The 22,522-nt window shown below is 68.4% G+C and carries 24 protein-coding genes; 16 read left to right on the plus strand and 8 right to left on the minus strand.

The features are described from left to right. Positions 1 to 6: 6 nt before the first annotated feature. Entirely contained in the window at positions 7 to 3,039 is a 3,033-nt protein-coding gene (locus Q9Q40_02085) for a sigma-E factor regulatory protein RseB domain-containing protein (GenBank protein ID MDQ7006000.1), read from the minus strand. 169 nt (positions 3,040 to 3,208) lie between these two features. Here Q9Q40_02085 and Q9Q40_02090 point away from each other — a divergent pair, with 169 nt between their 5' ends. Together Q9Q40_02090 and Q9Q40_02095 are read left to right on the plus strand one after the other, a co-directional pair. Continuing rightward, positions 3,209 to 4,039: an SAM-dependent chlorinase/fluorinase gene (locus tag Q9Q40_02090; GenBank protein MDQ7006001.1), complete on the plus strand. Its 831-nt coding sequence runs from the start codon at positions 3,209 to 3,211 to the stop codon at positions 4,037 to 4,039. Positions 4,040 to 4,100: 61 nt separating this feature from the next. Continuing rightward, a complete protein-coding gene (locus tag Q9Q40_02095; protein ID MDQ7006002.1) occupies positions 4,101 to 4,301 on the plus strand; it encodes a flagellar hook protein FlgE in 201 nt (66 codons plus the stop codon). Between the two features lie 13 nt (positions 4,302 to 4,314). Here the strand turns inward: Q9Q40_02095 and Q9Q40_02100 are convergent, their stop codons facing one another. Continuing rightward, complete coding sequence (locus Q9Q40_02100) at positions 4,315 to 4,839, minus strand: hypothetical protein (GenBank protein ID MDQ7006003.1); 525 nt, start codon at positions 4,837 to 4,839, stop codon at positions 4,315 to 4,317. A 119-nt stretch (positions 4,840 to 4,958) separates the two neighbouring features. Here Q9Q40_02100 and Q9Q40_02105 point away from each other — a divergent pair, with 119 nt between their 5' ends. After that, positions 4,959 to 6,113 carry a DUF4388 domain-containing protein gene (locus Q9Q40_02105; protein ID MDQ7006004.1) on the plus strand — a complete coding sequence of 385 codons (1,155 nt, stop codon included), beginning with the start codon at positions 4,959 to 4,961 and terminating at the stop codon, positions 6,111 to 6,113. A 51-nt stretch (positions 6,114 to 6,164) separates the two neighbouring features. Here the strand turns inward: Q9Q40_02105 and Q9Q40_02110 are convergent, their stop codons facing one another. Continuing rightward, positions 6,165 to 8,762 (minus strand): MMPL family transporter, encoded by a 2,598-nt coding sequence (locus Q9Q40_02110; protein ID MDQ7006005.1) that lies wholly within the window; start codon positions 8,760 to 8,762, stop codon positions 6,165 to 6,167. Next, positions 8,759 to 9,145: a holo-ACP synthase gene (locus tag Q9Q40_02115; GenBank protein ID MDQ7006006.1), complete on the minus strand. Its 387-nt coding sequence runs from the start codon at positions 9,143 to 9,145 to the stop codon at positions 8,759 to 8,761. The genes Q9Q40_02110 and Q9Q40_02115 overlap by 4 nt, the downstream gene beginning before the upstream one ends. 204 nt (positions 9,146 to 9,349) lie before the next feature. Here Q9Q40_02115 and Q9Q40_02120 point away from each other — a divergent pair, with 204 nt between their 5' ends. Next, the gene (locus Q9Q40_02120) at positions 9,350 to 10,873 is read left to right on the plus strand and encodes an NYN domain-containing protein (protein MDQ7006007.1); all 1,524 of its coding nucleotides are present in this window, start codon (positions 9,350 to 9,352) and stop codon (positions 10,871 to 10,873) included. After that, positions 10,870 to 11,421: a hypothetical protein gene (locus Q9Q40_02125; GenBank protein ID MDQ7006008.1), complete on the plus strand. Its 552-nt coding sequence runs from the start codon at positions 10,870 to 10,872 to the stop codon at positions 11,419 to 11,421. Before Q9Q40_02120 ends, Q9Q40_02125 begins: the two co-directional genes overlap by 4 nt. A 17-nt stretch (positions 11,422 to 11,438) precedes the next feature. Here Q9Q40_02125 and Q9Q40_02130 read toward each other — a convergent pair whose 3' ends face one another. Beyond that, positions 11,439 to 11,735, minus strand: a complete 297-nt coding sequence (locus tag Q9Q40_02130) for an isoamylase early set domain-containing protein (protein ID MDQ7006009.1) — start codon at positions 11,733 to 11,735, stop codon at positions 11,439 to 11,441. Positions 11,736 to 11,848: 113 nt separating this feature from the next. On the opposite strand from Q9Q40_02130, the gene Q9Q40_02135 reads away from it, so the two are divergent. Then, positions 11,849 to 12,520: a histidine phosphatase family protein gene (locus tag Q9Q40_02135; GenBank protein MDQ7006010.1), complete on the plus strand. Its 672-nt coding sequence runs from the start codon at positions 11,849 to 11,851 to the stop codon at positions 12,518 to 12,520. A 430-nt stretch (positions 12,521 to 12,950) separates the two neighbouring features. Here the strand turns inward: Q9Q40_02135 and Q9Q40_02140 are convergent, their stop codons facing one another. Continuing rightward, on the minus strand, positions 12,951 to 13,457 hold the full coding sequence (locus tag Q9Q40_02140; protein ID MDQ7006011.1) for a peroxiredoxin: 507 nt from the start codon (positions 13,455 to 13,457) through the stop codon (positions 12,951 to 12,953). Positions 13,458 to 13,558: 101 nt separating this feature from the next. On the opposite strand from Q9Q40_02140, the gene acs reads away from it, so the two are divergent. Beyond that, positions 13,559 to 15,523, plus strand: coding sequence for an acetate--CoA ligase (gene acs / locus Q9Q40_02145; GenBank protein MDQ7006012.1), 1,965 nt, complete (start codon positions 13,559 to 13,561; stop codon positions 15,521 to 15,523). 11 nt (positions 15,524 to 15,534) lie between these two features. Next, positions 15,535 to 16,092, plus strand: coding sequence for a peptidylprolyl isomerase (locus Q9Q40_02150; protein MDQ7006013.1), 558 nt, complete (start codon positions 15,535 to 15,537; stop codon positions 16,090 to 16,092). A gap of 26 nt (positions 16,093 to 16,118) precedes the next feature. On the opposite strand, the gene Q9Q40_02155 is transcribed toward Q9Q40_02150, so the two are convergent. Next, positions 16,119 to 16,406 (minus strand): DUF971 domain-containing protein, encoded by a 288-nt coding sequence (locus Q9Q40_02155; protein MDQ7006014.1) that lies wholly within the window; start codon positions 16,404 to 16,406, stop codon positions 16,119 to 16,121. Further along, positions 16,403 to 16,801 carry a preQ(1) synthase gene (queF, locus tag Q9Q40_02160; GenBank protein ID MDQ7006015.1) on the minus strand — a complete coding sequence of 133 codons (399 nt, stop codon included), beginning with the start codon at positions 16,799 to 16,801 and terminating at the stop codon, positions 16,403 to 16,405. The genes Q9Q40_02155 and queF overlap by 4 nt, the downstream gene beginning before the upstream one ends. Positions 16,802 to 16,961: 160 nt before the next feature. Here queF and Q9Q40_02165 point away from each other — a divergent pair, with 160 nt between their 5' ends. The 8 genes from Q9Q40_02165 to Q9Q40_02200 all read left to right on the plus strand — a co-directional run bounded on the left by Q9Q40_02165 (position 16,962) and on the right by Q9Q40_02200 (position 22,522). Continuing rightward, positions 16,962 to 17,309 carry an Hpt domain-containing protein gene (locus tag Q9Q40_02165; GenBank protein ID MDQ7006016.1) on the plus strand — a complete coding sequence of 116 codons (348 nt, stop codon included), beginning with the start codon at positions 16,962 to 16,964 and terminating at the stop codon, positions 17,307 to 17,309. Positions 17,310 to 17,313: 4 nt separating this feature from the next. Beyond that, entirely contained in the window at positions 17,314 to 18,255 is a 942-nt protein-coding gene (locus Q9Q40_02170; GenBank protein ID MDQ7006017.1) for a diguanylate cyclase, read from the plus strand. 100 nt (positions 18,256 to 18,355) lie between these two features. Further along, positions 18,356 to 18,580 carry an Rdx family protein gene (locus Q9Q40_02175; protein MDQ7006018.1) on the plus strand — a complete coding sequence of 75 codons (225 nt, stop codon included), beginning with the start codon at positions 18,356 to 18,358 and terminating at the stop codon, positions 18,578 to 18,580. A 16-nt stretch (positions 18,581 to 18,596) separates the two neighbouring features. Further along, a complete protein-coding gene (locus Q9Q40_02180; protein ID MDQ7006019.1) occupies positions 18,597 to 18,821 on the plus strand; it encodes a hypothetical protein in 225 nt (74 codons plus the stop codon). Between the two features lie 10 nt (positions 18,822 to 18,831). Further along, positions 18,832 to 19,854, plus strand: a complete 1,023-nt coding sequence (gene add, locus Q9Q40_02185; GenBank protein ID MDQ7006020.1) for an adenosine deaminase — start codon at positions 18,832 to 18,834, stop codon at positions 19,852 to 19,854. A gap of 8 nt (positions 19,855 to 19,862) precedes the next feature. Next, the gene (locus tag Q9Q40_02190; GenBank protein MDQ7006021.1) at positions 19,863 to 20,717 is read left to right on the plus strand and encodes a hypothetical protein; all 855 of its coding nucleotides are present in this window, start codon (positions 19,863 to 19,865) and stop codon (positions 20,715 to 20,717) included. A gap of 93 nt (positions 20,718 to 20,810) precedes the next feature. Beyond that, positions 20,811 to 21,776 (plus strand): ATP-binding cassette domain-containing protein, encoded by a 966-nt coding sequence (locus tag Q9Q40_02195; GenBank protein MDQ7006022.1) that lies wholly within the window; start codon positions 20,811 to 20,813, stop codon positions 21,774 to 21,776. After that, the gene (locus Q9Q40_02200) at positions 21,773 to 22,522 is read left to right on the plus strand and encodes an ABC transporter permease (protein MDQ7006023.1); all 750 of its coding nucleotides are present in this window, start codon (positions 21,773 to 21,775) and stop codon (positions 22,520 to 22,522) included. The genes Q9Q40_02195 and Q9Q40_02200 overlap by 4 nt, the downstream gene beginning before the upstream one ends.

Raw genomic sequence — 22,522 nt, forward strand, 5'->3', positions numbered from 1 at the left:
TCGAGGCTACCAGAGCCTCAGCACGACCAGCATGAATTCGCTCTGTCCTTCGGCGGCCTCCAGGTCGCTCTTCAGCGAGTAGCCGTAATCCAGCCGCCAGAGGGTACGCCAGGGACCGACGAAATTGGCGGCGATGCCCACGCCGGTATGATCGGTCATCTCCGCGCTGAGAGTCCGATCGCGCACCCGGGCGTGATCCACCACCGCATCGAAGCGAATCACGTCCCCCAGGTTGAAAGAGTACTGGATCTGGGCCTGGGCGCCCCGGTCATAGCGGATTCCCGAACCGCCGAAGCCCCGTACGCGACTGGTGCCGAAGAAACCGAAGTCGAAGGCGGAGAAACGGTCGAGATCTTCCCCCGTCCGCCAGGTACCGCCGATCTCGATCTTCTGAAACAGGGGCAGGAACCAGCTCTTCTGAAACCCGAGGGACGTCCGGGTGTAGTCCTTGGCCGCCGCCACCGCCTCGGCGTCGACCAGGTCGCCCGCCGGGCCCCAGGGCTTCCACCTGGAGCGGGAAATCCACTCCCGCCGGGCGAGAATTCCCCAGCCGGCACGATCGTAGGCCAATTCGAGACCCAGGCGCGTGTGCAGATGATCCTGGGGCAGGGTGAAGTCGGAAGCCGTCTCGTCGGCGGTGTCGTAGTCGACCAGGTTGAAGCCCGCCGTGGCCCGCAGCTTGAAGAAGTCGCCCAGTGGATAGCCGGCGTTGAAGACCAGGCTCTGGGTCAGGCTGCGCACCCTCTGGCTCTCATCCTCGACACCGAGGTCGTAGAGCTTGTCGGTGGCCTTGAAGGCCACGCCGTTGAAGATCACGCCGATGTCCAGCTTGCTGCCTCCCACGCCGGGCTTGGAGAGGGAGACATTGGCCAGGGCGCCGGCGAAGAAGACGTTGAGAATCATCTTGCGCTGAAGAAAATCGAGATCGACGTAGTTCACGCCGGCGAGGGGCACGACCCCGTCGGTGCCCTCGTCCTTCAGGGCTCCGGCCAGGGCGAAGAGCTGGCGTGTGTCGCCTTCCTCGTTGACCTTGCGGGTGCCGTCGGGCTGCCGGGTGAGCCACTTGAAGCCTTCCCCGGTCTGGCGCAGCATCTGCCGCTTGGAGCCGTAGGCCGCGTCCCGCGCGGCGTAGAAGCCGGGCTCGTTGATCTTCGGTTCCTGGAAGGAGATCTTGCGCAAGACCACCAGGTTCCCGCCCTGGATGCTGTAGATCAGCTGCCCGTCGATACCGTCGGGCAACCAGTACTCGGTGCCGTCGGGCCCCACGTAGGGATGGTAGACCTGGGTTTCCTCGTCACTGATCAGCGGCGGCTCGAGGCCGGTCTGCACGGTCTTGACCTTGACCAGCGCCCCCGTTTTCTTGTCGATCCAGGCCCGGCCCTTGTAGAGCGAGAGGCTGCTGTCGAGGGGCTCGAAGCGCAGCCGCCAGCAGTCGCGGCCTTCGACCCGCTCCTCACCGTCCCGGCGGTAGCTGTAGCGCTTGTCCAGGTTCAGGTCGAGAGGAGTCTGCACCACCTGCTCCTGGTTGATCAGGGGGAGTTCGGGCAGCTTGTCCCACTTCAGCCGCACGCCGTTGACGTACTTCTCGCGAATCGACCACTCCTGCCCCGTCTGACGGTCCCAGAAGTAGTCGGTGTCCATGGTCACGTCGATGGTGCCCGTGACCAGGGCGTAGCGGAAACGCAGGTTGATCTCGCTCCGCCGGGAAACACTCATCAGGCGGTCGTCCTGGAAGGTTCGCCAGCGCTGGTGAGCGGCGATGATCTCCTCGGCCGTGATCTCGTGGGTACCGGTGGCCTCGGTCTCTTCGAGCTGGGCCATGATGCCCGGCGAGAATTTCTGCCGGGTGACCAGCAACAAGCGCGGTCGCGCGTCCAGCGGCGCCTCGACCCGGACCCAGGCGTCGTCCACCGCTTCGCTGCGGGCGTAGCGCAGGCGGCCGGTGACCGGGTCGACCACCCGGTAGCCTCGACGCAAGACCTTCTTGAACAGGAACCGCCCCGTCGTCCCCCCTTCCACGGGGCCCGGGGACCAGTAGGCGACCACCTCCTGGAAGTTCTTCTCGTCGAAAAAGCGCACCCAGCGCAGAGGCGGTCCCCGGGGATCCACCTCGATTCCCGCCCCCTCGGTGGGAGACAGGGAGAGTCCCTCCGGCAGATGGCCGGCCAGCGCCGCCAGCACGCGGTCCTGGGCGGCGGCGGCGGGGCCGGTGGCCCGGGCGAAGGTCACCAGGTCGGTGCTCACCGCGAACAGGCCAATGGCCCGGGCCAGCACCTGCTCCTGCACCTCCGTCTCCCCACCGGCGGGCGCGGGCAACTCCGCCCACAGGGAAATCCCCGGATCGGCCTCGAGGGTCGCTTGCCGCAGCCGAACGGCCAGGGCTTCGACCCGGGCGAAAGGGGCCGCCAGGCAAAGAGCGTCCACGTAGGGAGCCAGGTCGCCGGTCTCCGCATAGGCCTGGGCGATCTGCCGGATGCCCGCCTCACCCTCGACCCGGAAGCCGACACCGGCCCCGGAGTCCTCGGCCCGCAGAGTCACCGAGGCGAGCTTGATTTCGAAGGCCGCCGCCGAAGGCTCGTCCCGGCCCGTCAGGACCCCCCCCACCAGGTACCAGTCCACCCGACCGCCGGCGGCGCGCGCCACCGCCCGCAGCATGGCCTGCCAGGCCCGGCGCCGCGCGGTGACCTCACCGCGCGTCCAGGCGGGAGGGTCCGCATCGATCTCCAGCACCACCGGCCCGGCTTCCGGCGGAATCGCCCCCAGAACCGAGGTCAGCGCCGAGGTGTCCACCTGGCCCGCCGTCGCTTCGAGTCGCTGCCAACTCAGCCGCACCAAGGTCCACACCGGCTGGCCGCCTGAAGCCAGGGGCGCGAGGGAAGGCGCCTGTTCCAGGCTCACCGCCCGGGCCAGGGTCAGCCCCGGCCGCGGCGCCGTACTCTGCCCCGGCAACACTTCCTCGCCGAGGCCCGGGGCGAGACTCGCCCATACGGCCAGCGCCAGCAGGACCGGTCCACGAACCCCACACAACGACCTGTTCACAGGCTCAGACTTTCGGAATCGCACTCGAGAGCACCGGGGCATGACGGCTTCTCCTGGGTTCCATGGGGCCGCGGTCCCCTCGCGGCATCCGAGCGATCATGGGATGCGTCGTCGCGCCGGTCAATGCATCATGGCCCCGCCAACCACGAGCGGGGGTAGAATTCGTGCCATGGGTAGCCCAGTCGACCATCAGCCGCCGCCCCTGATCACCCTGACCACGGACTTCGGCCGGCGGGATTCCTACGTGGCCGAGATCAAGGGCGTGCTGCTCGAGCAGGCTCCGGGCTGCCAACTCGTGGACGTCACCCACGACCTCGAGCGTCACGACATACTCGCCGGCGGCTTCGTCCTGGCCTGCGCCGCCTGGCGCTTCCCCCCGCGCGCCGTGCATCTGGCCGTGGTGGACCCGGGCGTGGGCACCGACCGTCGGGCCCTGGTGGCCCGCTGCGACGGCCGCCTCTTCGTCGCCCCCGACAACGGTCTGCTCACCGCCGTCTTCGACCGCAGCCGGCAGGTAGAGCTGTGGTCCATCGAGGCGGCAAGGCTCGGCCTGCCGCCGGCGCACCCCACTTTCCACGGCCGGGATCTCTTCGCTCCAGTAGCCGCCCGGCTGGCCCTCGGCCTCGATCCCGCGGAGGTGGGCCCGGCCGTACCCGACCCCCGCCGCGTGACACCTCCACCGGTGCGCAGCCGGGACGGCGGCCTCGAGACCACGGTCCTCCACGTGGATCACTTCGGCAACGTGATTCTCGCGCTGCGCCCCGAACACCTCGGTGGCACTCTCCCCACCGTCCTGGAAACCGGCCCCGACCGCTGGGTCCTGGAACCGGCCCTGACCTACGGCGGCGCCGACCCCGGGCGGGTGCTGGCCCTCTGGGGTTCAGCGGGCTACCTCGAGATCGCCCTGGCCCGAGACTCCGCCGCGCGGCGCCTGGGCCTGACGGCCGGAGACCGCGTCCGCCTCCTGCATGGGAAAACCAGCGGGGAGCGCCACGCCTGACACCGGAAACGGGCTGCGCCGACCGCCGCGGGAACCTATATTCACCGGGATGATATCCAGCGTGCAAAGCGCCTCGAGCGCCGCCATCCTCGCCGCCAACGACCGTCTCGCCGCATCCGCCGGAAGGGTCGCCCGCGGCGAGACCGACATGGCGGGAGAAGTGACGACACAACTCGCGGCAGCGCGAACGGTCGAGGCCAACGTGGCGGTGCTCAAGATCGCCAACGAGCTGACCGGAACGGTCCTCGACCTGCTGGCCTGAGCCCCACCCCGTTTCAGGCCAACAACGCGTCGACGACGAAGGACTTGTTGACCAGGACCAGTCCTTTCTCCCTGTTCCTGAGCGGAAAGAAGGGCGCCGGCTGGTTGAGGTAGTCCACCAGGCGCTGACTTCCCGGTGGCATCACGATGTGTACCGTGCCGGCGATACGATGGGCCGGCGCCTCGATCCCCTTGAGTTCGAGTTCGACCTCCACGTCCCGCCCCTCCACGCCGTTGTCATCCCCCAGGCCGGCGTCGTAGGGGTCTTGAACCCCCGCCAGCAGGACGCGGCTGCGATGAACCAGGCGCACCCGGTCCGACAGGGAGACCGGGAGGAAGTGGGAATGCTCGGCGCACAGCAGGTCGATCACCCGTTCCCGACCGGCGTGCACACCCGCCACGGGAAGCAGATGGACATGACCTTCGATGGCGTGTCCGCCGTCGAGAATCAGCCACAGCGGCACCTGAACCTTGGGCACCCGGTACTGCTCGTTGCCCGCGGCAGGCGCGTCAGGGGTGATCTCGGCGTTCCGGCTCATCGATACCTCCTCCGCCCCCGGCGGGGCGGGAACACGTCGGAATCAAGATAGGTTCGGCCTTCCACCAGCGCACGCCGGACTTGCCCCCCGGAACCCGGGATCCTAGCTTTGCCCTGACCATGAGCCTGAGCGGAAGTACAAGGACCATGAATCTGGCAGACCTGCTGCAGTGGGTCGCCTCTGCCCAGAAAACGGGCCGTCTCGACTTTCGCCAGTCGACGGTGGTGAAGGAGGTCTACCTCCAGGAAGGCCTGATCGTCGGCGCCGCCTCGAACCAGCCCACGGAGATGCTCGGCCACGTCCTCGTCGCCCGGGGGATGCTCACCGAGGAACAACTGCGGGCGGGCCTCCTGGCGCGAAGAGAATCCAGCGAGTTTCTCGGCCAGATCCTCGTCCGTCTCGGCTTCATCACCCGGGATGACCTGCTGCGGGCCCTCGCCGAGCGCACCGAGGAGATCGTCTACTCCCTGTTCGAGTGGGACGAGGCCGACTTCCACTTCGAGCCCGATGCCAGGCCGGGGCCCCAGGTCGTGCTGATCTCCCTGCCCGTGGATCACGTGCTGCTACGGGGCGTGCACCGCTGTGACGAAAAGGCGCGGATCCGCGAAATCTTTCCCGACGGGCGGGTGGTGCTCGCCCGCAGCGACAAGGAACCTCCGGAAGCGATCCTCCAGCATCCCCTGGCCCGCCGGATTCTCGAAACCCTCGACGGCCGCCGCTCGATCGACGAGCTGGCCTTTCTGCTTCATGCCAGCCCCTTCCCGGTGATGAAGTTCCTTTACGAAGCCTACCGCCTGGGCCTGGCCACCATCGTGACCCTCGAAGGCCCCCCCCTGATGCTGGTCACCGGCGAGGCCCCGGATGCCGAGCTGGTGGGTCTGACCGGCCCGGCCCGCATCGCCGCGGCTCGAGACCGCCTCGACGCCGGCGACCCGGAGGCGGCCATGGCGCTGCTCTGCGAAGAGCCTCCGATCGACGACGCGGAGGCCGCCGAATTGCTGGAAAAGACCGAACAGGCCTTCCTGGCCAAGGTCTACCGGGACGAGTTCCCGGCCGACGCGGTTCCCGAACTCGGCCGTCCCCTCCAGGAGCTCACCGGCGAGACCATTCGCTCCGAAGAATACTTCCTGCTCTCCCGGCTCGACGGAACCACCACGGTGCGCAACCTGGTGGAACTGGCCCCCATGAGGGAAGCCGAGACGATCCGCCTGCTGCGCCGACTGGTCCGTCGCGGGCTGGTCCGTCTCGCCTCGTCATCGGTCCCCTCGGCCTGATCCCGCGCCACGAAGACCCCCTCCCGCCCCGCCGGCCCCGTCCCGACCGGGTCAGCGGACGTGAGTCAGGCGGAGCATGGCGGGCAGCAGGGTGACCGCGGTGACCAGGGTGGCCCCCACGCCGAGGATGGCTAGAAAGCCGGAGGCGATCAGGCCCGGATAGTCGGCGAAGATCAGCGCGCCGAAACCCACCATGGTGGTCAGCGAGGTCATCACGATCCCGCGACCGGTGTGCTCGAAGACCTCGGCCAGATCCTCCGCGGAATGCTCGAGAAAACGGTGCACCACATGGATGCCGTTGTCGATGCCGATACCCAGGATCAGCGGCACCATGGAGATACTCACCAGGTTGAAATCGATGCCGAAGAGGTGCATCAGGCCCACCGAGCCCACGACGCCCACCACGAGGGGCAGGAAGGTCAACAACACCAGCAGGGGACGGCGAAAGGTCAGGAAGAGGATCAGCAGCACACCCACCACCGTCAAGGCGACGGCCATGACACCGTCCCGCAGAATCAGGGGTTTGAGTTCCTGGCTCAGCACCCGGCCTCCCACCAGGTCCGCCCGATGCCCCGAAGCCTTCACCGCCTGTTGGAGAGCCTCGACCAGATCCCGGGAACGGGCGTTGGGCCGCGGGTAGGCGATCACCAGGCCTTCCCGGCTGCCGTCCCCGGCCTCGACGATCAGATCCGAAAGCACATCCGCCAGCATCCCGCTCTCGGCCCGCTCGAGGGTCAGTTCACCGTCCACCTCGAGCATCCGCCGGATGCGTGCCGCCGCCCGCCGGGCCTGGCCGTCCACACGGAAACCATGACGCTCCATCGCCGCCAGCAGGTCGGTCTCCACGGCCGCCGGGCGGATCTTCCCGGCCGCGCGCAACTCCCGCAGTCGCTGCAGCACGGCCTGCTGATGGGAGGGGGGGGGCACCACGCTGGCCGGGCCCACCACCACGGCCAGGGAACTCTCCCCGTCCCCGATCAACCGCCGAAACTGCTCTTCCACCGCCGCGGAAGCTTCGAGGATCTCCGCATCGCTCTCCCCCGGTACCAGTGCGGCCACCGGCTGCAAGGAAGTGCCCACCTGGCGACTGATGTCGAGTTGCAGGCGGATGCTGGGAGCGCCCGTCGGGCGGAAGCGACGGAAGTCTTCGTCGAGTCGAACGCTGAGGGTCGGCCACACCAGGGCGACGGTGACCACCAACCCCGTCCCCGCGACCCATCCGGGATGACGCAGGACCCCGCGCAGGATGGGCCCGAGACCGAAACCGGCCAGGCCCCGGGGCCGGTCGGGACCCGGGCGCCAGCGGGTGGCCAGCGCCGTCAGGGCCGGCACCAGCAGGAGCGCGGCCACCAGGGAAAGCGCGATGCCCGCCGCGCAGATCAGCCCCAGGTGGCGTAAGCCCTGGAAACGCGAGAAACCCGCCGCCAGGAAAGCCCAGGCCGTGGTCAGGGCGGCGGAGAGGATGCCCAGCCCGGTCTCCCCGTGGGCCGCGGCGAAAGCGGTGAACATGTCCTTGCCCGCGTGGGTCTCCTCCAGGTAGCGGTTGTAGAGATGAATCGTGAAGTCGATTCCCAACCCGCAGAGCATCGCCACCGATCCGGCGGTGAAGACGTTGATCTCGCCGATGGCCAGGTAGGCGAAGCCCAGCGACCAGGTCAGTCCCACCAGCAGGGGTACGCCTGCCACCAGCACGCCGACCATGCGACGAAACGCGAAAAGAAAGAGCACCAGCACCGCGACGAAGGCCACCACCGAGATCGAGCGAATATCCCGCGAGAGGATCTCCTGGTAGTCGACGAGCACCGCGGGCGCGCCGGTCAGGCCCACGTGGATACCGCCCGGTTCGTCGGCGGGCCCCAGGCCCACGGTTCCTTCCATTTCCATGTCTTCGAGCGCCAGGCGGGCCGCGCCGGCCACCTCGGCGAGCACCTGGCGGGCGAAACGCAGATCGTGGGCCGCCCCCTCGGGCCGAATCAGCAGCAGGACATAGCTGCCGTCCTCGGTGACCAGCATCCCCGAGCGGGGCATGACGCGCAATTCACCCTTCAGTTCGGCCAGGCGAGAGACGAGAAAGCCCGACAGACCCAGGGGATCTTCCCGCAGCAATCGGGTGGTCAGCGGCCCCAGCGGAGAAAGCAGTCGCTCGCGGTTGGCCGCCACCCGGGCATCGATGGCCTCCGGCGTGAGCTGCCCGGCCAGGCTGTCGAGCTGCTGCGGGTCGAGATAGAGCATCAGCGAACGCGCCTGGGATCCCGAAAGCAGGGCCCACGGATCCTCACCGAAGATCCCGGCCACCACCTGCACGTTCTCGCACTCTTCGAGGCGGTCACGCAGAGCCAGGGCCAGTTCCGTACGATCGTCCAGGTCTTCCTCGCCCTTGCCGGAAATCGCGGCCACGATGGGCTCGGCGCCGCCGTAGCGACGGAAGAGTTCGCGCATGCGCTGGGCAGTGTGCACGTCATCGGGGATCAGCGAGTCGATGTCGGTGGAAAGACGCAGGTCGGCCGCCAGGTATCCCGCCACGGCCGTGGCGATGGCGACTCCCACCAGCACCGAGCGGGGGTGGAATACCGAAAACCAGGCTACCGCTTCGAGGCCCCGCCTGAGCACGCCGCGCAGGCCGCCCCGCCGTCGGCCCGGGGCGCTCACGCCTGTCCCTCGAGAATCACGAAGGCCACGGCCACGGAGCGCTCGTGGCTGATCGACAGGTGGCTGGCCGTCGCGCCCCGCCGGGCTGCCAGTTCGGCCGCCCGACCGCGCAGCTCCAGGCGCGGCGGGTCCTCCTGCGCCTGACGCACCACTTCCACGTCGTGCCAGCCGATCCCCTGGGCCAGACCCGTACCCAGGGCCTTGAGCCAGGCCTCCTTGGCGGCGAAGCGCGCGCCGACACTGGGCGCCGGGTCCCGGTGCCGCAGGCAATAGGCCCGTTCGCGCTCGGTGAGCACCCGGTCGAAGAAGCGATTTCCATGGCGGGCCATGATCCGCCGCACCCTGTCAAGCTCGATGACATCGACGCCGATACCCAGAATCATCGCTCCTCGCCTTCACCCAGACCGCCCCGAAACTTTCGCCCGAAAGACCGCAAAGCATACACCGCGCCTCGGGGGACTTGTCAAAGCGCGTTTTATCAGCAAGTTAGCAGGCCCCCGACGGGCCGACAGCCCGGGCGGGTGCTATCATCGTCCGGTTTTCGCGGGCTGCCAGGAGGCCGCGGCATTCCGTGCCGGAGACGAGCAGTGCAGGTCGGCTGGGACACCTACTTCGAACGGCTCGGCCCCCAGGGCCTGCGCCTGGTCGTCTCGACCCTGCTCGAGGAGGCCGACTTCGAAACCCTGCGCGGAGAAGCCCCCCCCCCGACGCCCGACGAAGACCGAGCCCAGTGGATCGCCGACCTGGCCGCGGAAGACGCCGCCGTGGCCCGACGGCTGCTCGAGCGGCTCGACGCGCGGGCGGCCGCCCGTGCGCCCCGTCCGGAACGCTGGGCCGAAGCCGAACTCCACGAAACCATGGCAGGCATCCTCCGGGCTCCCGGCCCCCAGGCGGCCGCCGTGCTGCACCACCTGGCCCGCGCCCGCCCGGCGCCCCTGCCCGCCGCCGAGATCCGAGCCGCCGCGGAACTGGTGGCTCCCGAGGTGTTGCAGCAGGATCCCGGATCCCGCCCCAAGTGGGTCGCCAAGGTGGCCACCGCCCGGGGCGAAGTCCGGGAACTCGAGCAGGAGCGGCGCGAGTTGGAGACCCGCGTCCGCCAGCTCGAAACGCGCCTGGAAAAGGCCCTCGAGCGCTCCGCCGCACTCGAACAGCGTCTCTCCCATCGCCTGGAAGAAATCAAGACTCTGCGGGCAGAACTCAAATCCACCCGGGACGAACGGGGCCGTCTCGAGCGCGAGGCGGTGCGCCTCAGGCGCCGGGTCGACGAACTGCTCGAACGCCGCGCCCGGGAACGCACGGGTGAAATCACCACCGCGCTGCGACGCCTGACCACCGAGCAGCGCCGGGCCGGCGCCACTCTCGACAAGTTGCGTGCCGGGGAGGGCGGCCGGCGGGAAATCCTGCGCGAGCAGGGCCGGCGCATCGAGCAACTGGCCGGACTGCTCGAACGCGTCGCGTCGGTGGAGGAGGCCCAGGCGCGCGTGGCGGCCCGGGCCCAGGAAGAGATCCTGCGGGAACTGGGGGCGATTCGAGGTCGTCTCGAGGGCGACCCCCTACCCGCCCCGCGGGTCGAGCCGGCGCGCCCGACCCAGCCGGAGGGCAAGCCCCGTATCGGCCTGTTCGTCGACGTACAGAACATGTTCTACGGCGCCCGGGAAAAACGCGCACGGCTGGACTTCGAAGCTCTGCTGGCCAGTGTCACTTCCGGCCGCCGCCTGGTGCGCGCGGTGGCCTACGTGGTGGAGACACCGGAGATCGACCAGAGTTCCTTTATTCACCTGCTCCAGATGAAGGCCTACGAGGTCAAACGCAAGCCGCTGAAGATCCGCCCCGACCGCAGCATGAAGGGCAACTGGGATCTCGAGATGGCCCTCGACGCCCTGACCACCGCCGAGCACCTGGACGTGGTGGTGCTGGCCACCGGGGACGGCGACTTCGTGCCCCTGGTCCAGCAGCTCAAGCTACGGGGTCTGCGGGTGGAGGTCTACGGTTTCAGACCCAGTACGGCTCCCGACCTGCGGGAGGCCGCCGATCGTTTCGTGGCCATCACTCGCCGTCTGCTCCGGCCCCTGCCGGCCCCCCGGCGGCGGACGGCCCGGGAGGGAACATGAACTCTTATCGCGCGGGCATGAGCGTCGAGGATCTCTGCCGTGTCTGCAAGGAGACCCGACGCCACACGATCGTCGTCACCGACGGCGAGGGCCGCCCGATGCGCGTGGTCTGCGATTCCTGCGGCAGTCAGCACAACTACCGTGGGTCCCGCGCCGCACCGCAGCCCTCACCGCCTGCCGCGTCCACCGCGGCCGCCACTCCGTCATCCGAGATGGAAGGCCTCGAGTCACTCCTGAGACGGATCTTTCGGGAAGAACTCGGTCTGACACCGGTGGCTCCCGCGGCCAAGTGGCTCGGCGGTCAGCTCGTGCTCAGGCCCGGCCGGGAGGGCCTGCAAGAAAAGAGCTGGCCCATCGAAGTCTTCTTCAAGAAGATCGTCATGCTTCGTAACCGCCTGCGCACCCTCGAGCAGCAAGTCAACGCCGCGGATATTCCCACCGAACTCAAGCTCAAGCTGCAGGGGTACATCACCGGTTGCTACGGCTCGCTGACCAGCTTCAATATCCTCTTCGCCGACGAGGAGGATCGCTTCCGTACATCGAAGTGAGCGCCGCGCCCGGGGTCTCAGAGCCGGACGAGGGCATTCTCCGTGCCGAAGTCGTTGGGCACCAGGCCGTCGGCCTCGGTATCGGTCAGCCACTGTTCCCGGCCGACGAGGAAGCGATACTGGTACTGACTGTCGCGGGGCAGGCGCAGCGTCACCGCCCAGGCGCCATCCTTCCGACGCCGCATGGGATGGACGGAGGGGTCCCAGTCGTTGAAATCGCCGGCGAGCGCCACGGAACCTGCTGCCTCGGGAACCTGGCAGGAAAAGGTGACAGAGACCATCCGGCTTCCCTTGATCGGCTTTTTCCTGAGCATCTTCCCTGCCCTCGACTGTCCACGGAGCCTGCGGCACGAACCGAAGGACCGGCTCGCCGTCCGCCTGCTCCCTTCCGCATTATGCCCCAATCGGCAGCCGGGATCCGCTGAACATGGCCCGCCGACTGGTCCTGATCCGCCATTGTGACGAGGAGCCCGACCTGCCCGCCTGGCCGACCCTGGCCCGGCTCCATGCCTGGCAACGCTCGGAAGGACGGCGGCCGCTGACAGCGGTGGGCCGGGCCCGGGCGGCGGACCTGGCCCGCCGGATCGCCCCCTGGAGGCCAACGGTGCTGTTGACCAGCCCCCTCGAGCGAGCCTGGGCGACCGCCGAGACCCTCGCTGCCCCTCTGGAACTGACCCCCCAACCCGACCCGGCCCTGGCGGAGGTCAGTTTCGGCAGGGTGCGCGGCCTGGCCCGACCGCAAGGCCTGGGAGCCGTGCTGGCGGGGGTCCCCCTGCCCCGCCCCCTGTGGCCGCCTCTGCTGCGCTGGTGCTGGCTGGTGGGGCTGACCGTCGGTGTGGACTCCCCCGCGGCGGTACGCCGCCGGGCGGAAGACACAGCCCGGCAACTGGCGGCCCTCGAACCCGGCGGCACCGTGGCGGTTCTGGCCCATGGGGTGATCCTGCTCTACCTGTTGGCCGCCCTGACCGGCCGCCGCCGGGCCGCGCCGTTCAGGCCCGGCCTGCTGCTGCGAACGGGAGAGTACCGGGTGCTCGAAAGAGAAGCCGGGCGATGGGCCATCCTGGCCCGGGGTCGAGCCTCAGCAGACGCCATTGGGTGAACGAGCTGAAGGCGACCGGGAAAAACCCGGCGGTGGGGACACCCGGCAGACGCTGAAATGGGGCTCCAGGATGTCGGGACTGCCCGTGCCGTGATAGCACCCGGCGAGAGTCCCGATCACGACCTTCTCGCACCCCCGCGTGCACGTGGCAGAAGCTGAATCCTCCAATGCCAGGTCCACACACTCGTATGCGCCGGGCACCAGCTCGGAGCAGGTAAAATCGTCTCCCTCCACCCCGAGCCGGAGCGGAATACCGCTGGGGCACGAAAAGGAAGGTAGCCACGTGCGTGGTGGTCTCGGCGACAGCAACTCCCGCCCATCCCATCACGAGAACGGCCGGGATGCCGATTCTCGCGACTCCACTCACGAATGCCCCCCCTTTTCGATCTGCACCGCCAGAAAACTCCTTTTGGGTCTTCGGGACGCCGGCTCAGCGGCCGCCGACGCCCCGATCTCCGGTCTCCCGCAAGGCCTCGAGCCGCTCCCGTACCTTTTCCGCGTGACCGGCGGCTCGCACTTTCTTCCAGTGGTGGGCCACCTTTCCTTTTGGATCGATGATCACCGTCGAGCGGATCACGCCGATGGACTTGCGCCCGTAGAGCACCTTCTCGCCCCAGGCGCCGTACTTTTCCATCACGGTCCTCTTCTCGTCGCTGAGCAGATCGATCTGCAGGTCGTACTTCTCGATGAAGCGCCGGTGCCGCTCGAGGCTGTCGGGGCTGCAGCCGTAGACCACCGCGTCGAGCTTCTCGAAATCCTTCAGCGCCGAGCTGAATTCGCAGGCCTCCTTGGTGCAGCCCGGCGTGTCGTCCTTGGGATAGAAGTAGAGAACGACCCAGCTCCCCGCCAGGTCGCGGAGCGCCACCTTGCCCCCCGAAGCGGCGGGCAGGGTGAAAAGGGGGGCTCGGCGCCCGACCTCGATCTTCGATGTTGCCATGTCCGTCAGCCTCCTGCGGATCGGGGCGGGAACTCCGCGTCCACCGCCATGACGCCTATGGTAACTTACGCCCCGACCGCCATGCTTCAGGAGCCGAGACCATGAGTCATGACAACCCGCCGGAGGTCTACCCCCCCAAGGCCGATATCGCGGCCCGGGCCCACATCGCCTCGATGGAGGAGTACCAGCGCCTCTACCGCCTGTCCCTCGACGACCCCGAGACCTTCTGGGGCCGGCAGGCGGAGATCCTCGACTGGTTCAGCCCCTGGCAGATGGTCTACGACCACGACTATGTCAACGTGGACTTCGCCTGGTACCTCGGAGGCCGCCTCAACGCCTGTTACAACTGTGTCGACCGGCACCTGCGGGAGAGGGGCGAACAGGACGCCATCATCTGGGTCCGGGACGAGCCCGGGCAGTACGAGCACATCTCCTACCGCCGACTCAAGCACGAGGTCTGCCGGGTGGCCAACGTGCTGCGCCACCACGGGGTTCGGCGAGGCGACCGGGTCTGCCTCTACATGCCGATGATCCCCGAGCTGGCCTACACCATGCTGGCCTGCGCCCGGATCGGCGCCGTGCATTCCATCGTCTTCGGCGGCTTCAGCGCCGAGGCGATTCGCGACCGCATCCTCGATGCGGGCTGCAAAGTGGTGGTCACCGCCAACGAAGGCCTGCGGGGCGGTCGACGGCTGGCGCTCAAGGACACGGTGGACCGGGCCGTGGACGGCCTGGACCTGGTCGAGACCGTGCTCGTCGCCCGCCGCACGGACAAGCAGGTGAACATGACCGCGGGACGGGACTTCTGGCTCGACGAGGAGTGCCGCCGTCAGCGCTCCACCTGCACCTACGAGCACATGGGAGCGGAGGATCCGCTGTTCATCCTCTACACGTCGGGATCGACAGGAAAGCCCAAGGGAGTGCTGCACACCACCGGCGGCTACATGGTCTACGCCGCCCTGACCCACAAGCTGGTCTTCGACTATCACCCGGGCGACGTCTACTTCTGCGCGGCGGACATCGGCTGGATCACCGGGCACAGCTACATCATCTACGGCCCCCTGGCCAACGGCGCCACCAGCGTGATGTTCGAGTCCACGCCGGTGTATCCCGATGCCGGTCGCTACTGGCAGGTGGTCGACGACCTGGGCGTGAACATCTTCTACACCGCACCGACGGCCATTCGCACCATCGCCCGGGCCGGCGACGCATTCGTCCGCCGGCATGCGCGCAAGAGCCTGCGGGTCCTGGGCACCGTGGGCGAGCCGATCAACCCGGAAAGCTGGCGCTGGTACCACGACGTGGTGGGCGAAGGCCGCTGCGCGGTGGTCGACACCTGGTGGCAGACGGAAACCGGCGGGATCATGATCACGCCCCTGCCCGGGGTCACGCCCCTCAAGCCGGGCTCGGCGACCTTCCCCTTCTTCGGCGTCAAGCCCCTGCTGGTGGATGCCGAGGGCCAGCGGCTCGAGGGCAACGGCGTGGCGGGCAACCTCTGCATCGAGCGCACCTGGCCGGGCCAGGCCCGTACGGTCTACGGCGACCACGAACGCTTCCAGCAGACCTATTTCACCCACTACCCGGGGCTCTACTTCACCGGCGACGGCTGCCGCCGGGACGAGGACGGTTACTACTGGATCACCGGCCGGGTCGACGACGTGATCAACGTCAGCGGGCATCGCATGGGCACCGCGGAAGTGGAGTCCGCCCTGGTTTCCCACGAAGCCGTGGCCGAAGCGGCGGTGGTCGGCTACCCTCACGAGATCAAGGGCCAGGGGATCTTCGCCTACGTGATCCTCAACTCCGCCGCCGAGGGCGCGGCCCCCGGCGAGGTGGAAGGAGCCCTCAAGGAGCAGGTGCGCCACGTGATCGGTCCCGTGGCGACCCCCGACGCGATTCTCATCGCACCGGGCCTGCCGAAGACCCGCAGCGGCAAGATCATGCGCCGGATCCTGCGCAAGATCGCCGCGGGAGAGTACGAGGACCTGGGTAACCTGACGACCCTGGCCGACCCGGAGGTCGTGCAGCGACTGATCACCCTCCACCGGGGCCTGGACCAAGCTTGAGAGGAGATCTCGTGACCATCGAAGAACTGCTGGCCCAGGCCGGCGTCGATCAAAGCCACCCCCGCTGGCGCCTGAGCGTGCCGGCCCCCGAAGTGGCCACTTTCGCGGCCGACAAGGAGTACCGGGTCACCATGGAAACCAGCGAGGGCTCCCTTGTCATCCGCATGATGCCGGAAGTGGCCCCGATGCACGTGACCAGCTTTCTCTACCTGGCCAAGCTGGGCTATTTCGACGGCCTGGCGTTTCACCGGGTGATCCCCGGCTTCATGGCCCAGGGAGGCTGTCCCCTGGGCAGCGGCACGGGCGGCCCCGGCTACCAGTTCAGCGGCGAGTTCGATCCCTCGGTGCGCCACGACCGCCCCGGTTTGCTGTCGATGGCCAACGCCGGCCCCGGTACGGACGGCAGCCAGTTCTTCCTGACCTTCGTCGCCACCCCCTGGCTCGACGGCAAACACACGATCTTCGGCGAGGTGGTGGACGGCCACGAGACCCTCGGCCGCCTGGAGTCCCTGGGCTCCGAATCCGGCCGTCCCACCCGGGAGGTCAGGATCGAACGAGTCGCCCTGTAGAGAAAGCGCGGTAGGGAAAGCGGATCCTACGCGCGCAGGACCTCGAAGGTGAAGATGCCGGTGGCATGGCCGTCCGAGAAGTGGAAGCGCAGCGCGTAGCGCCCCACGGCCTCCCATCGTTCGACGCGCAAATCCGCGGGCACCGACTCCGGGTCGAGTCGGCGCTCGCCGGTGATCTCGTCGACGCACTCGGCGCAGGGGCAGGAAATCCTCAAGTCCCGTGCCGGGAAAAAGTCTTCCCGCCCGTCGGACCAGACGATTCCCACCTCCCGCGTGGGGAAGACGACGACCTTCTCGGGGATCGGACGGCTCATCGCTGCGTCTCCTGGCCGGGCAGCCGGGCAGCCCCCGCGGGAAGCGCCCCCGCCTCGGCAACCACGGTGGTGGTGATCCCGCCCCGTACCTTGAAGGCCCCGGTCACCCGAATCCAGCAGGGCTCGCAGGCCGCCACGAGATCGTCCAGGATCCGATTCACCACGGCCTCGTGAAAGATGCCCTCGTCCCGCCAGGACCAGAGGTAGAGCTTGAGGGCCTTGAGTTCGACCAGGCGCGGACCCGGGACGTAATCCACGACGATCGTGGCGAAGTCCGGCTGCCCGGTCCGCGGACACAGGCAGGTGAACTCCGGGGCCTCCATCCGAACCCGGTAGGGGCGGTCGGGGGCCGGGTTGGGAACCGTCTCGAGAGCGCGCGATGGGCTGCCGGGCATGTTCTACCTCGCTGTGAGCAGGAACTTTAGCGGGAGCACTGGCATTTTGCACGCGAATCACCCTAGATTCTCCCTGCGGCGCCCCGACGGGGCGCAGGGTGGTGGGGACAACACTCGGCGCAGGGCTTCCTGAAAAGGGCCGCGCCACGAGGGAGGTTCAATGTCCACCGATACCACCTGCCCTGTAGACCTGGAAGACGGCCTGGCGCGGGCCGGAGACGACCGGGAGTTCTACAAGGAACTGCTCGAAATCTTTCTCGACGACGTCCCCGGCCGCATGGAGCAGCTTCGCGCCGCCATCGCCGCCGGCCAGGCGGAAGAGGTCGCCGGCGTCGCCCACAGCATCAAGGGTGCGGCCGCCAATCTCTCGGCGCTGGCCATCCGGGACACCGCGCTGAGCATCGAGACCCAGGGGCGCGAAGGCGATCTCTCCCAGGCCTCGGCCCTCGTCGAGAAACTGCAGGATGAGATCCATCGATTGGCGGCATACCTGCGCACCTTCGAGTAGCCTCGTGCGTATCCTCATCGCAGAAGACGACAAGGTCTCCCGGCGCATGCTCGGCCGCGCCCTGGCCACGATGGGCCACGAGGTCCTGGCGGCCTCGGACGGCCTCGAGGCCTGGCACATCCTCCGCAGCGAAGATCCACGCCTGGTCATCGCCGACTGGGAGATGCCGAACATCGACGGCCTCGAACTGGTCCGCCGCATTCGCTCTTCCCGGGAAAACCAGGACGCGCCATACGTCTACGTCATCCTTCTCACCTCCCGGACCCAGAAGTCGGACGTGGTGCGGGGCATCGACGCGGGCGCCGACGACTACATCACCAAGCCCTTCGACCGGGACGAGTTGATGGTGCGCATTCGGGCCGGAGAGCGGGTCCTCGCCCTCGAGGAGAAACTGGCCGCCCAGAACCGCATGCTCGAAACCATGGCGATGGTCGACGGCCTGACCAACATCCCCAACCGCCGGGCTTTCGACGATGCCTTCCGCACACTCTGCGGCCACTGCCAGCGCTTCCAGCACCCCTACTCGGTACTGATGATCGACATCGACCGGTTCAAGAACTACAACGACACCCTCGGCCACAAGGCGGGTGACGAAACCCTGCAGGCAGTGGCCCAGGTGATCGCGGAGAGCATCCGAACCTCCGACTCCGCGTTCCGCTACGGCGGTGAGGAATTCGTCTGTCTGCTCCCGGAGACGAACGGCGAGGGCGCCGTGCTCGTCGCCGAGCGCCTGCGGGAAATGACCGAGGCGGCGCGGATCCACCACCCGGCCAACCCGCCCACCGGCGTGGTGACCATCAGCGTCGGGGTCGCCGATTTCAACCCCCGGTTCCCTCGCTCCGGCGAAGAAGTTCTGCGCGCCGCGGACACGGCGCTCTACGAGGCGAAGGAAGCCGGCCGTAACCGGGTCGCCCTTTCTCGCGTTCCCGCCCCCCTCAACTCCTGACCCCCCCGGGAAGGGCTCTCGCGCTTCACGCCGATCCGGGTTAAGTTGACGCTCCCGGGAGGCGGCGCCGCCGCCGTCGACCCGGTCGAGGAGAGCAGCGGTGAAAGTGGTCATTCATTACTGCGGGGTTTGAAACTACGAGCCCCGGGCCGCGAGTCTCGCGGCCTATCTCAAGCAGCACCTGGGTGTCGACGGCGAACTCCAGCGCGGCAGCGGGGGCGTCTTCGACGTGTGGGTGGATGACGTGAGAATCTTCAGCAAGCACGAGGAAGGCGACTTCCCCGAGGAGGCGGAGATTCTCCGGCGCATCCAGGCCCGCGGCTAGCGGGGAAGGGAGCGGCGTGCCGGACGGGTTCAGGGGACCCCGAGACGACTTCTACTGCTGGAAGTACGGGGTCTGGTATTCCCTCAAGGACTGCGTGTTCCGGCATGCCTGGAAGACGACCGCGGTCTGCGCCCGCTGTCCCCAGGGCGGCGCCAATCTCGAACTGCTCCCCACCGTCCCCAAACGCCCCCGCTGGGCCCGAACCCTCTGCCTGGGCGCCCGTGAAGCCGCCGGGGAGTAGTCCCGTGACCATGGGCCGGATCCGCATCCCGAAAGCGCTCCGCGCGGCACCCAAGGTGGAACTGCATCAGCACGTGGACGGGTCGATCCCCTTCTCCACCACTTGGCGCATGCTGGTCCGGCACGGCCTCAATCCCGTCGACTCCGCCGACGAGATGCGTCGTCGCCTCGAATTGCAGCCCGGCGAGGAAGGGTCTCTGCTGGCCTACCTGGACAAGTTTCACTACCCCCTGTGGATCACCCAGTTCTACGAGAACCTGCAAGCCATCTCCGAAGCCATCGTGCGGGACGCCCTGCGCGCCGGCGTGCGCATCCTGGAATTGCGCTACTCGCCGCTGATCCACACCTATGCGGGCCTGACCGTCCGTCAAGCGATCCGCGCCGTGCTCTCGGGCTTCAACCGGGTGCGCAGGTCCCATCCCGAGATCCACTGCGGCTTGATCGTCATCGCCATGCGCCAGCACGGCCCCCACATCGCCAAGATCCTCGCCCGCCAGGCCATCGCCGAAGCCCAACACCTCCACGAGCGCACCGGGGTGATCGGTTTCGACATCGCGGGCCCCGAGCGGGGCAACCCTCCGCGCCTGTTCCGCGAGGCCTTCGAGATCGCCCGGGCCGGGGGGCTGGGCATCACGGCCCACGCCGGCGAGGACGCCGGCCCGGAGTACATCTGGGAGGCCATCGACGAACTGGGAGCCACCCGCATCGGACACGGCTGCAGCGCCGTTGGCGACAAGGCCCTGATGGCCCGCCTCGAGCGCGACGGACTGCTCGTGGAATGCTGCCCGACCAGCAACTACCAGACCGGCGCCGTGCCGGCGGACCGACCCCACCCCTTGATCACTTTCCTCGAACGCGGCATCCCCGTCGCGATCTGCACGGACAACACCACCGTCTCCACCACCAACCTGGCCCGGGAGAGCGCCCTGGTGGCCTCCTGGCTGGGCCCCGGCGGCGAGGAGCAGGTCCTGCGTATCCACCGGCAGGCGGCCCGTTACAGCTTCATCACGGGGGCCGAGGGCCTCTTCTCGTGAAACGGGCGGTGACGATCGCGCTCCTGCTGATGGCCGGGCCGGCGATCCAGGCGGGCAGCCCCGCCCGGGAGACGGGAAGCCCATGGAAGCCCCTGCCCGCCGAGATCGCCAGGGTGCTCGAAAGGAAGGCCGAAGCCTACCGCCAGCGAGCCCGGGGCTTTTCCTGCACCGAGCGCATCCGCCGCACGCGCTACGGCAACGAGGGGGCGGGCAAGGAAAAGGCCGACGACTACGACTACCTTCTGGTGGAGGACCGCGCCGCCCCCGGGGGCTTTCGCGGCCTGCGCACGCGTCCCGGCTCCTCCGGCCGGCGGGAGCGGCGGGTCGACCTGCCCTTCCCCGACCCCTACCTGTGGAGCCAGATCTTCTCTCCGGCCGTACGCTCGACCTTGCGCTTCCAGGTCGGGCAGTGGCACACCACACCCTGGAAGCTGGCGATCCCCCTGGACTGGATCTCCTCGGCACCGAGCCATTCCGGCCGGCGCATCACCGAATGGTCGGGTACGGCGGAAGTCGAGTACAGGACGGGCAACCTCTTGAAAATCGTGGCCCGACCCAACTTCCAGGAAGACCGGATCCTCGCCGAACTCGACCGCTTCCTCACCGCGTTCCGGATCCTCGGGTTCTCGGTCGCCCCCCCTCCCGAAGGGCTCGAACTGGAAGTGCTTTTCGGCTTCGAGCACGAAGGGCAGACCTACCCCACCCGGGTCGAGCTGCGCACCTTCCGCCAGGTCCACCGGGGCGAGCGCCGCATCACCAGCCGGCGGGTGGTGGAGTACCGGGACTACCGCTTCTTCGGCACCCGGGTCCAGGTCGAGGTCCCCCCCTTCACCTATCTCCCCCCCACCCCCGGCGACGAGTAGTTGCACGTTCCCCGGCGGGGCTATAATCGCCGCCGGTCGGATCGGCCGACAACACTTGGAACCTCATCCCATCCAAGCAGCGGACGGCGTGCCATGATCGAGATCCGCGAACTGTCCAAGAACTTCGCTTCCGTCAGAGCCGTGCGATCGGTCTCCTTCCGCGCCGCAAAGGGGGAGATCCTCGGCATTCTCGGCCCCAACGGCGCGGGCAAGACCACGACCCTGCGCATCCTCTGCGGCTTCCTGCCCCCCGACGGCGGACAAGCCCTGGTGGACGGTCACGACGTGGCCCGGGAATCGATGATCACGCGCCGGCTGATCGGCTACCTGCCCGAGAACACGCCGCTCTACCCGGAAATGCGGGTCGGCGAGTACCTGCGCTTCCGCGCCGGGCTCAAGGGCGTTCCCTTCCGTCAGCGATCGAAACGCGCGGACGAAGTCGCCGACCTCTGCGGCATCGCCGACCATCGGCGCCGCGTGATCGGCACGCTCTCCAAGGGCTACCGCCAGCGGGTGGGCCTGGCCGACGCCCTGGTGGCCCGGCCCCGGGTCCTGGTACTCGACGAACCCACCGCGGGGCTCGACCCCAACCAGGTACTGGAAGTGCGGGATCTGATCCGTCGCCTCAAAGGGGATCACACGATCCTGCTCTCCTCCCACATCCTGCCCGAGGTCGAGCAGGTGTGTGACCGGGTGGTGATCTTCCGCCGGGGCCGCGTGATCGCCGAGGACTCCACCGAGGCGTTGCGCAACCGCTCCAGCGCCGGGGCTCGGGTCACCGTGGAATTGCCCGCCGACCAGGGGGAGCAAGTGGCGACCTGGATCCGTGGCCTGGCCCGGGAAGTCAGCCGGGAAACCCTCGACGACGGCTGGCTGCGGGTGCTGCTCACCGCGGAGCTCGACCCCCGAGCGCAGCTCTTCGAGCGAGCGGCCGAACGGGGCATCCGGCTACGGGAGCTGACCCGGCGCCTGCTCAGCCTCGAGGAGATCTTCCACTCGTTGACCGCCGAGTCGGCGGCACCGGACACGACCGCCGCGAGCGGGGAGGAGCAGCCATGAGCGGCCCGATGCCTGCCCTGCTGGTCGCCGGCAGGGAACTGCGTTCCACCTTCCTCCAGCCCCTGGCCTGGGTGGTGCTCACCGCCCTGTGGTTCTTCACCGGCCTCTCCTTCTGGTCGGTGGTCAGCATCTCCGGGGTGTACTCGATCCCGGCCATCGAGATGCAACGGGCGCTGTTCACCGCCACCCTCTTCTGGTTGCCCCTGCTGGTGGCCCTGCCGGTCATCGCCATGCGCCTGATCGCCGAGGAGCGACAGACCGGCACCCTCGAGACCCTGCTCACCGCGCCGATCACCGAAAACCAGGTGGCCCTCGGCAAGTATCTCGCCGGACTCGGCTTCTACCTGGTGTTGCTGAGCCCCTTTCCGGTCTACCTCTACCTCCTCGCCCGCTTCGGCGAGGTGGACCTGGGAGCCGCGGCGTCAGGCCTGCTGGGCATGCTGCTGGTGGGAGGTTTCTTCCTCGCCGCCGCCGTCTGCGCCTCGGCGCTGACACGCAACCAGATCGTCGCCGCCATCGTGGGCTTCGTGGTGGTGCTCTCGCTCTACGTGGCGCCCCTCTTCGGCAGCCAGCTCGCACACAGCGAGCCCTGGAGCACGGTGTGGAGCCACCTCAACCTGCTCGACACCCTCGACACTTTCGCCAAGGGCATCGTCAGCACCCGGCGGGCTCTCTACCCCGTCAGCGGCATCGTCTTCTTCGTCTTCGCCACCGCGCGGCTGATCGAAATCTCGAAAGGGAAGTAG

The organism is Acidobacteriota bacterium (assembly GCA_030949985.1).
GTDB lineage: Bacteria > Acidobacteriota > Polarisedimenticolia > J045 > J045 > JALTMS01.

Coding starts and splice junctions, on each gene's coding strand:
- Q9Q40_02090 (MDQ7006001.1), top strand. CDS start 3,209: ATGGGTAGCCCAGTCGACCATCAGCCGCCGCCCCTGATCACCCTGACC.
- Q9Q40_02100 (MDQ7006003.1), bottom strand. CDS start 4,839: ATGAGCCGGAACGCCGAGATCACCCCTGACGCGCCTGCCGCGGGCAAC.
- Q9Q40_02105 (MDQ7006004.1), top strand. CDS start 4,959: ATGAGCCTGAGCGGAAGTACAAGGACCATGAATCTGGCAGACCTGCTG.
- Q9Q40_02115 (MDQ7006006.1), bottom strand. CDS start 9,145: ATGATTCTGGGTATCGGCGTCGATGTCATCGAGCTTGACAGGGTGCGG.
- Q9Q40_02125 (MDQ7006008.1), top strand. CDS start 10,870: ATGAACTCTTATCGCGCGGGCATGAGCGTCGAGGATCTCTGCCGTGTC.
- Q9Q40_02130 (MDQ7006009.1), bottom strand. CDS start 11,735: ATGCTCAGGAAAAAGCCGATCAAGGGAAGCCGGATGGTCTCTGTCACC.
- Q9Q40_02135 (MDQ7006010.1), top strand. CDS start 11,849: ATGGCCCGCCGACTGGTCCTGATCCGCCATTGTGACGAGGAGCCCGAC.
- Q9Q40_02140 (MDQ7006011.1), bottom strand. CDS start 13,457: ATGGCAACATCGAAGATCGAGGTCGGGCGCCGAGCCCCCCTTTTCACC.
- acs (MDQ7006012.1), top strand. CDS start 13,559: ATGAGTCATGACAACCCGCCGGAGGTCTACCCCCCCAAGGCCGATATC.
- Q9Q40_02155 (MDQ7006014.1), bottom strand. CDS start 16,406: ATGAGCCGTCCGATCCCCGAGAAGGTCGTCGTCTTCCCCACGCGGGAG.
- queF (MDQ7006015.1), bottom strand. CDS start 16,801: ATGCCCGGCAGCCCATCGCGCGCTCTCGAGACGGTTCCCAACCCGGCC.
- Q9Q40_02165 (MDQ7006016.1), top strand. CDS start 16,962: ATGTCCACCGATACCACCTGCCCTGTAGACCTGGAAGACGGCCTGGCG.
- add (MDQ7006020.1), top strand. CDS start 18,832: ATGGGCCGGATCCGCATCCCGAAAGCGCTCCGCGCGGCACCCAAGGTG.
- Q9Q40_02195 (MDQ7006022.1), top strand. CDS start 20,811: ATGATCGAGATCCGCGAACTGTCCAAGAACTTCGCTTCCGTCAGAGCC.
- Q9Q40_02200 (MDQ7006023.1), top strand. CDS start 21,773: ATGAGCGGCCCGATGCCTGCCCTGCTGGTCGCCGGCAGGGAACTGCGT.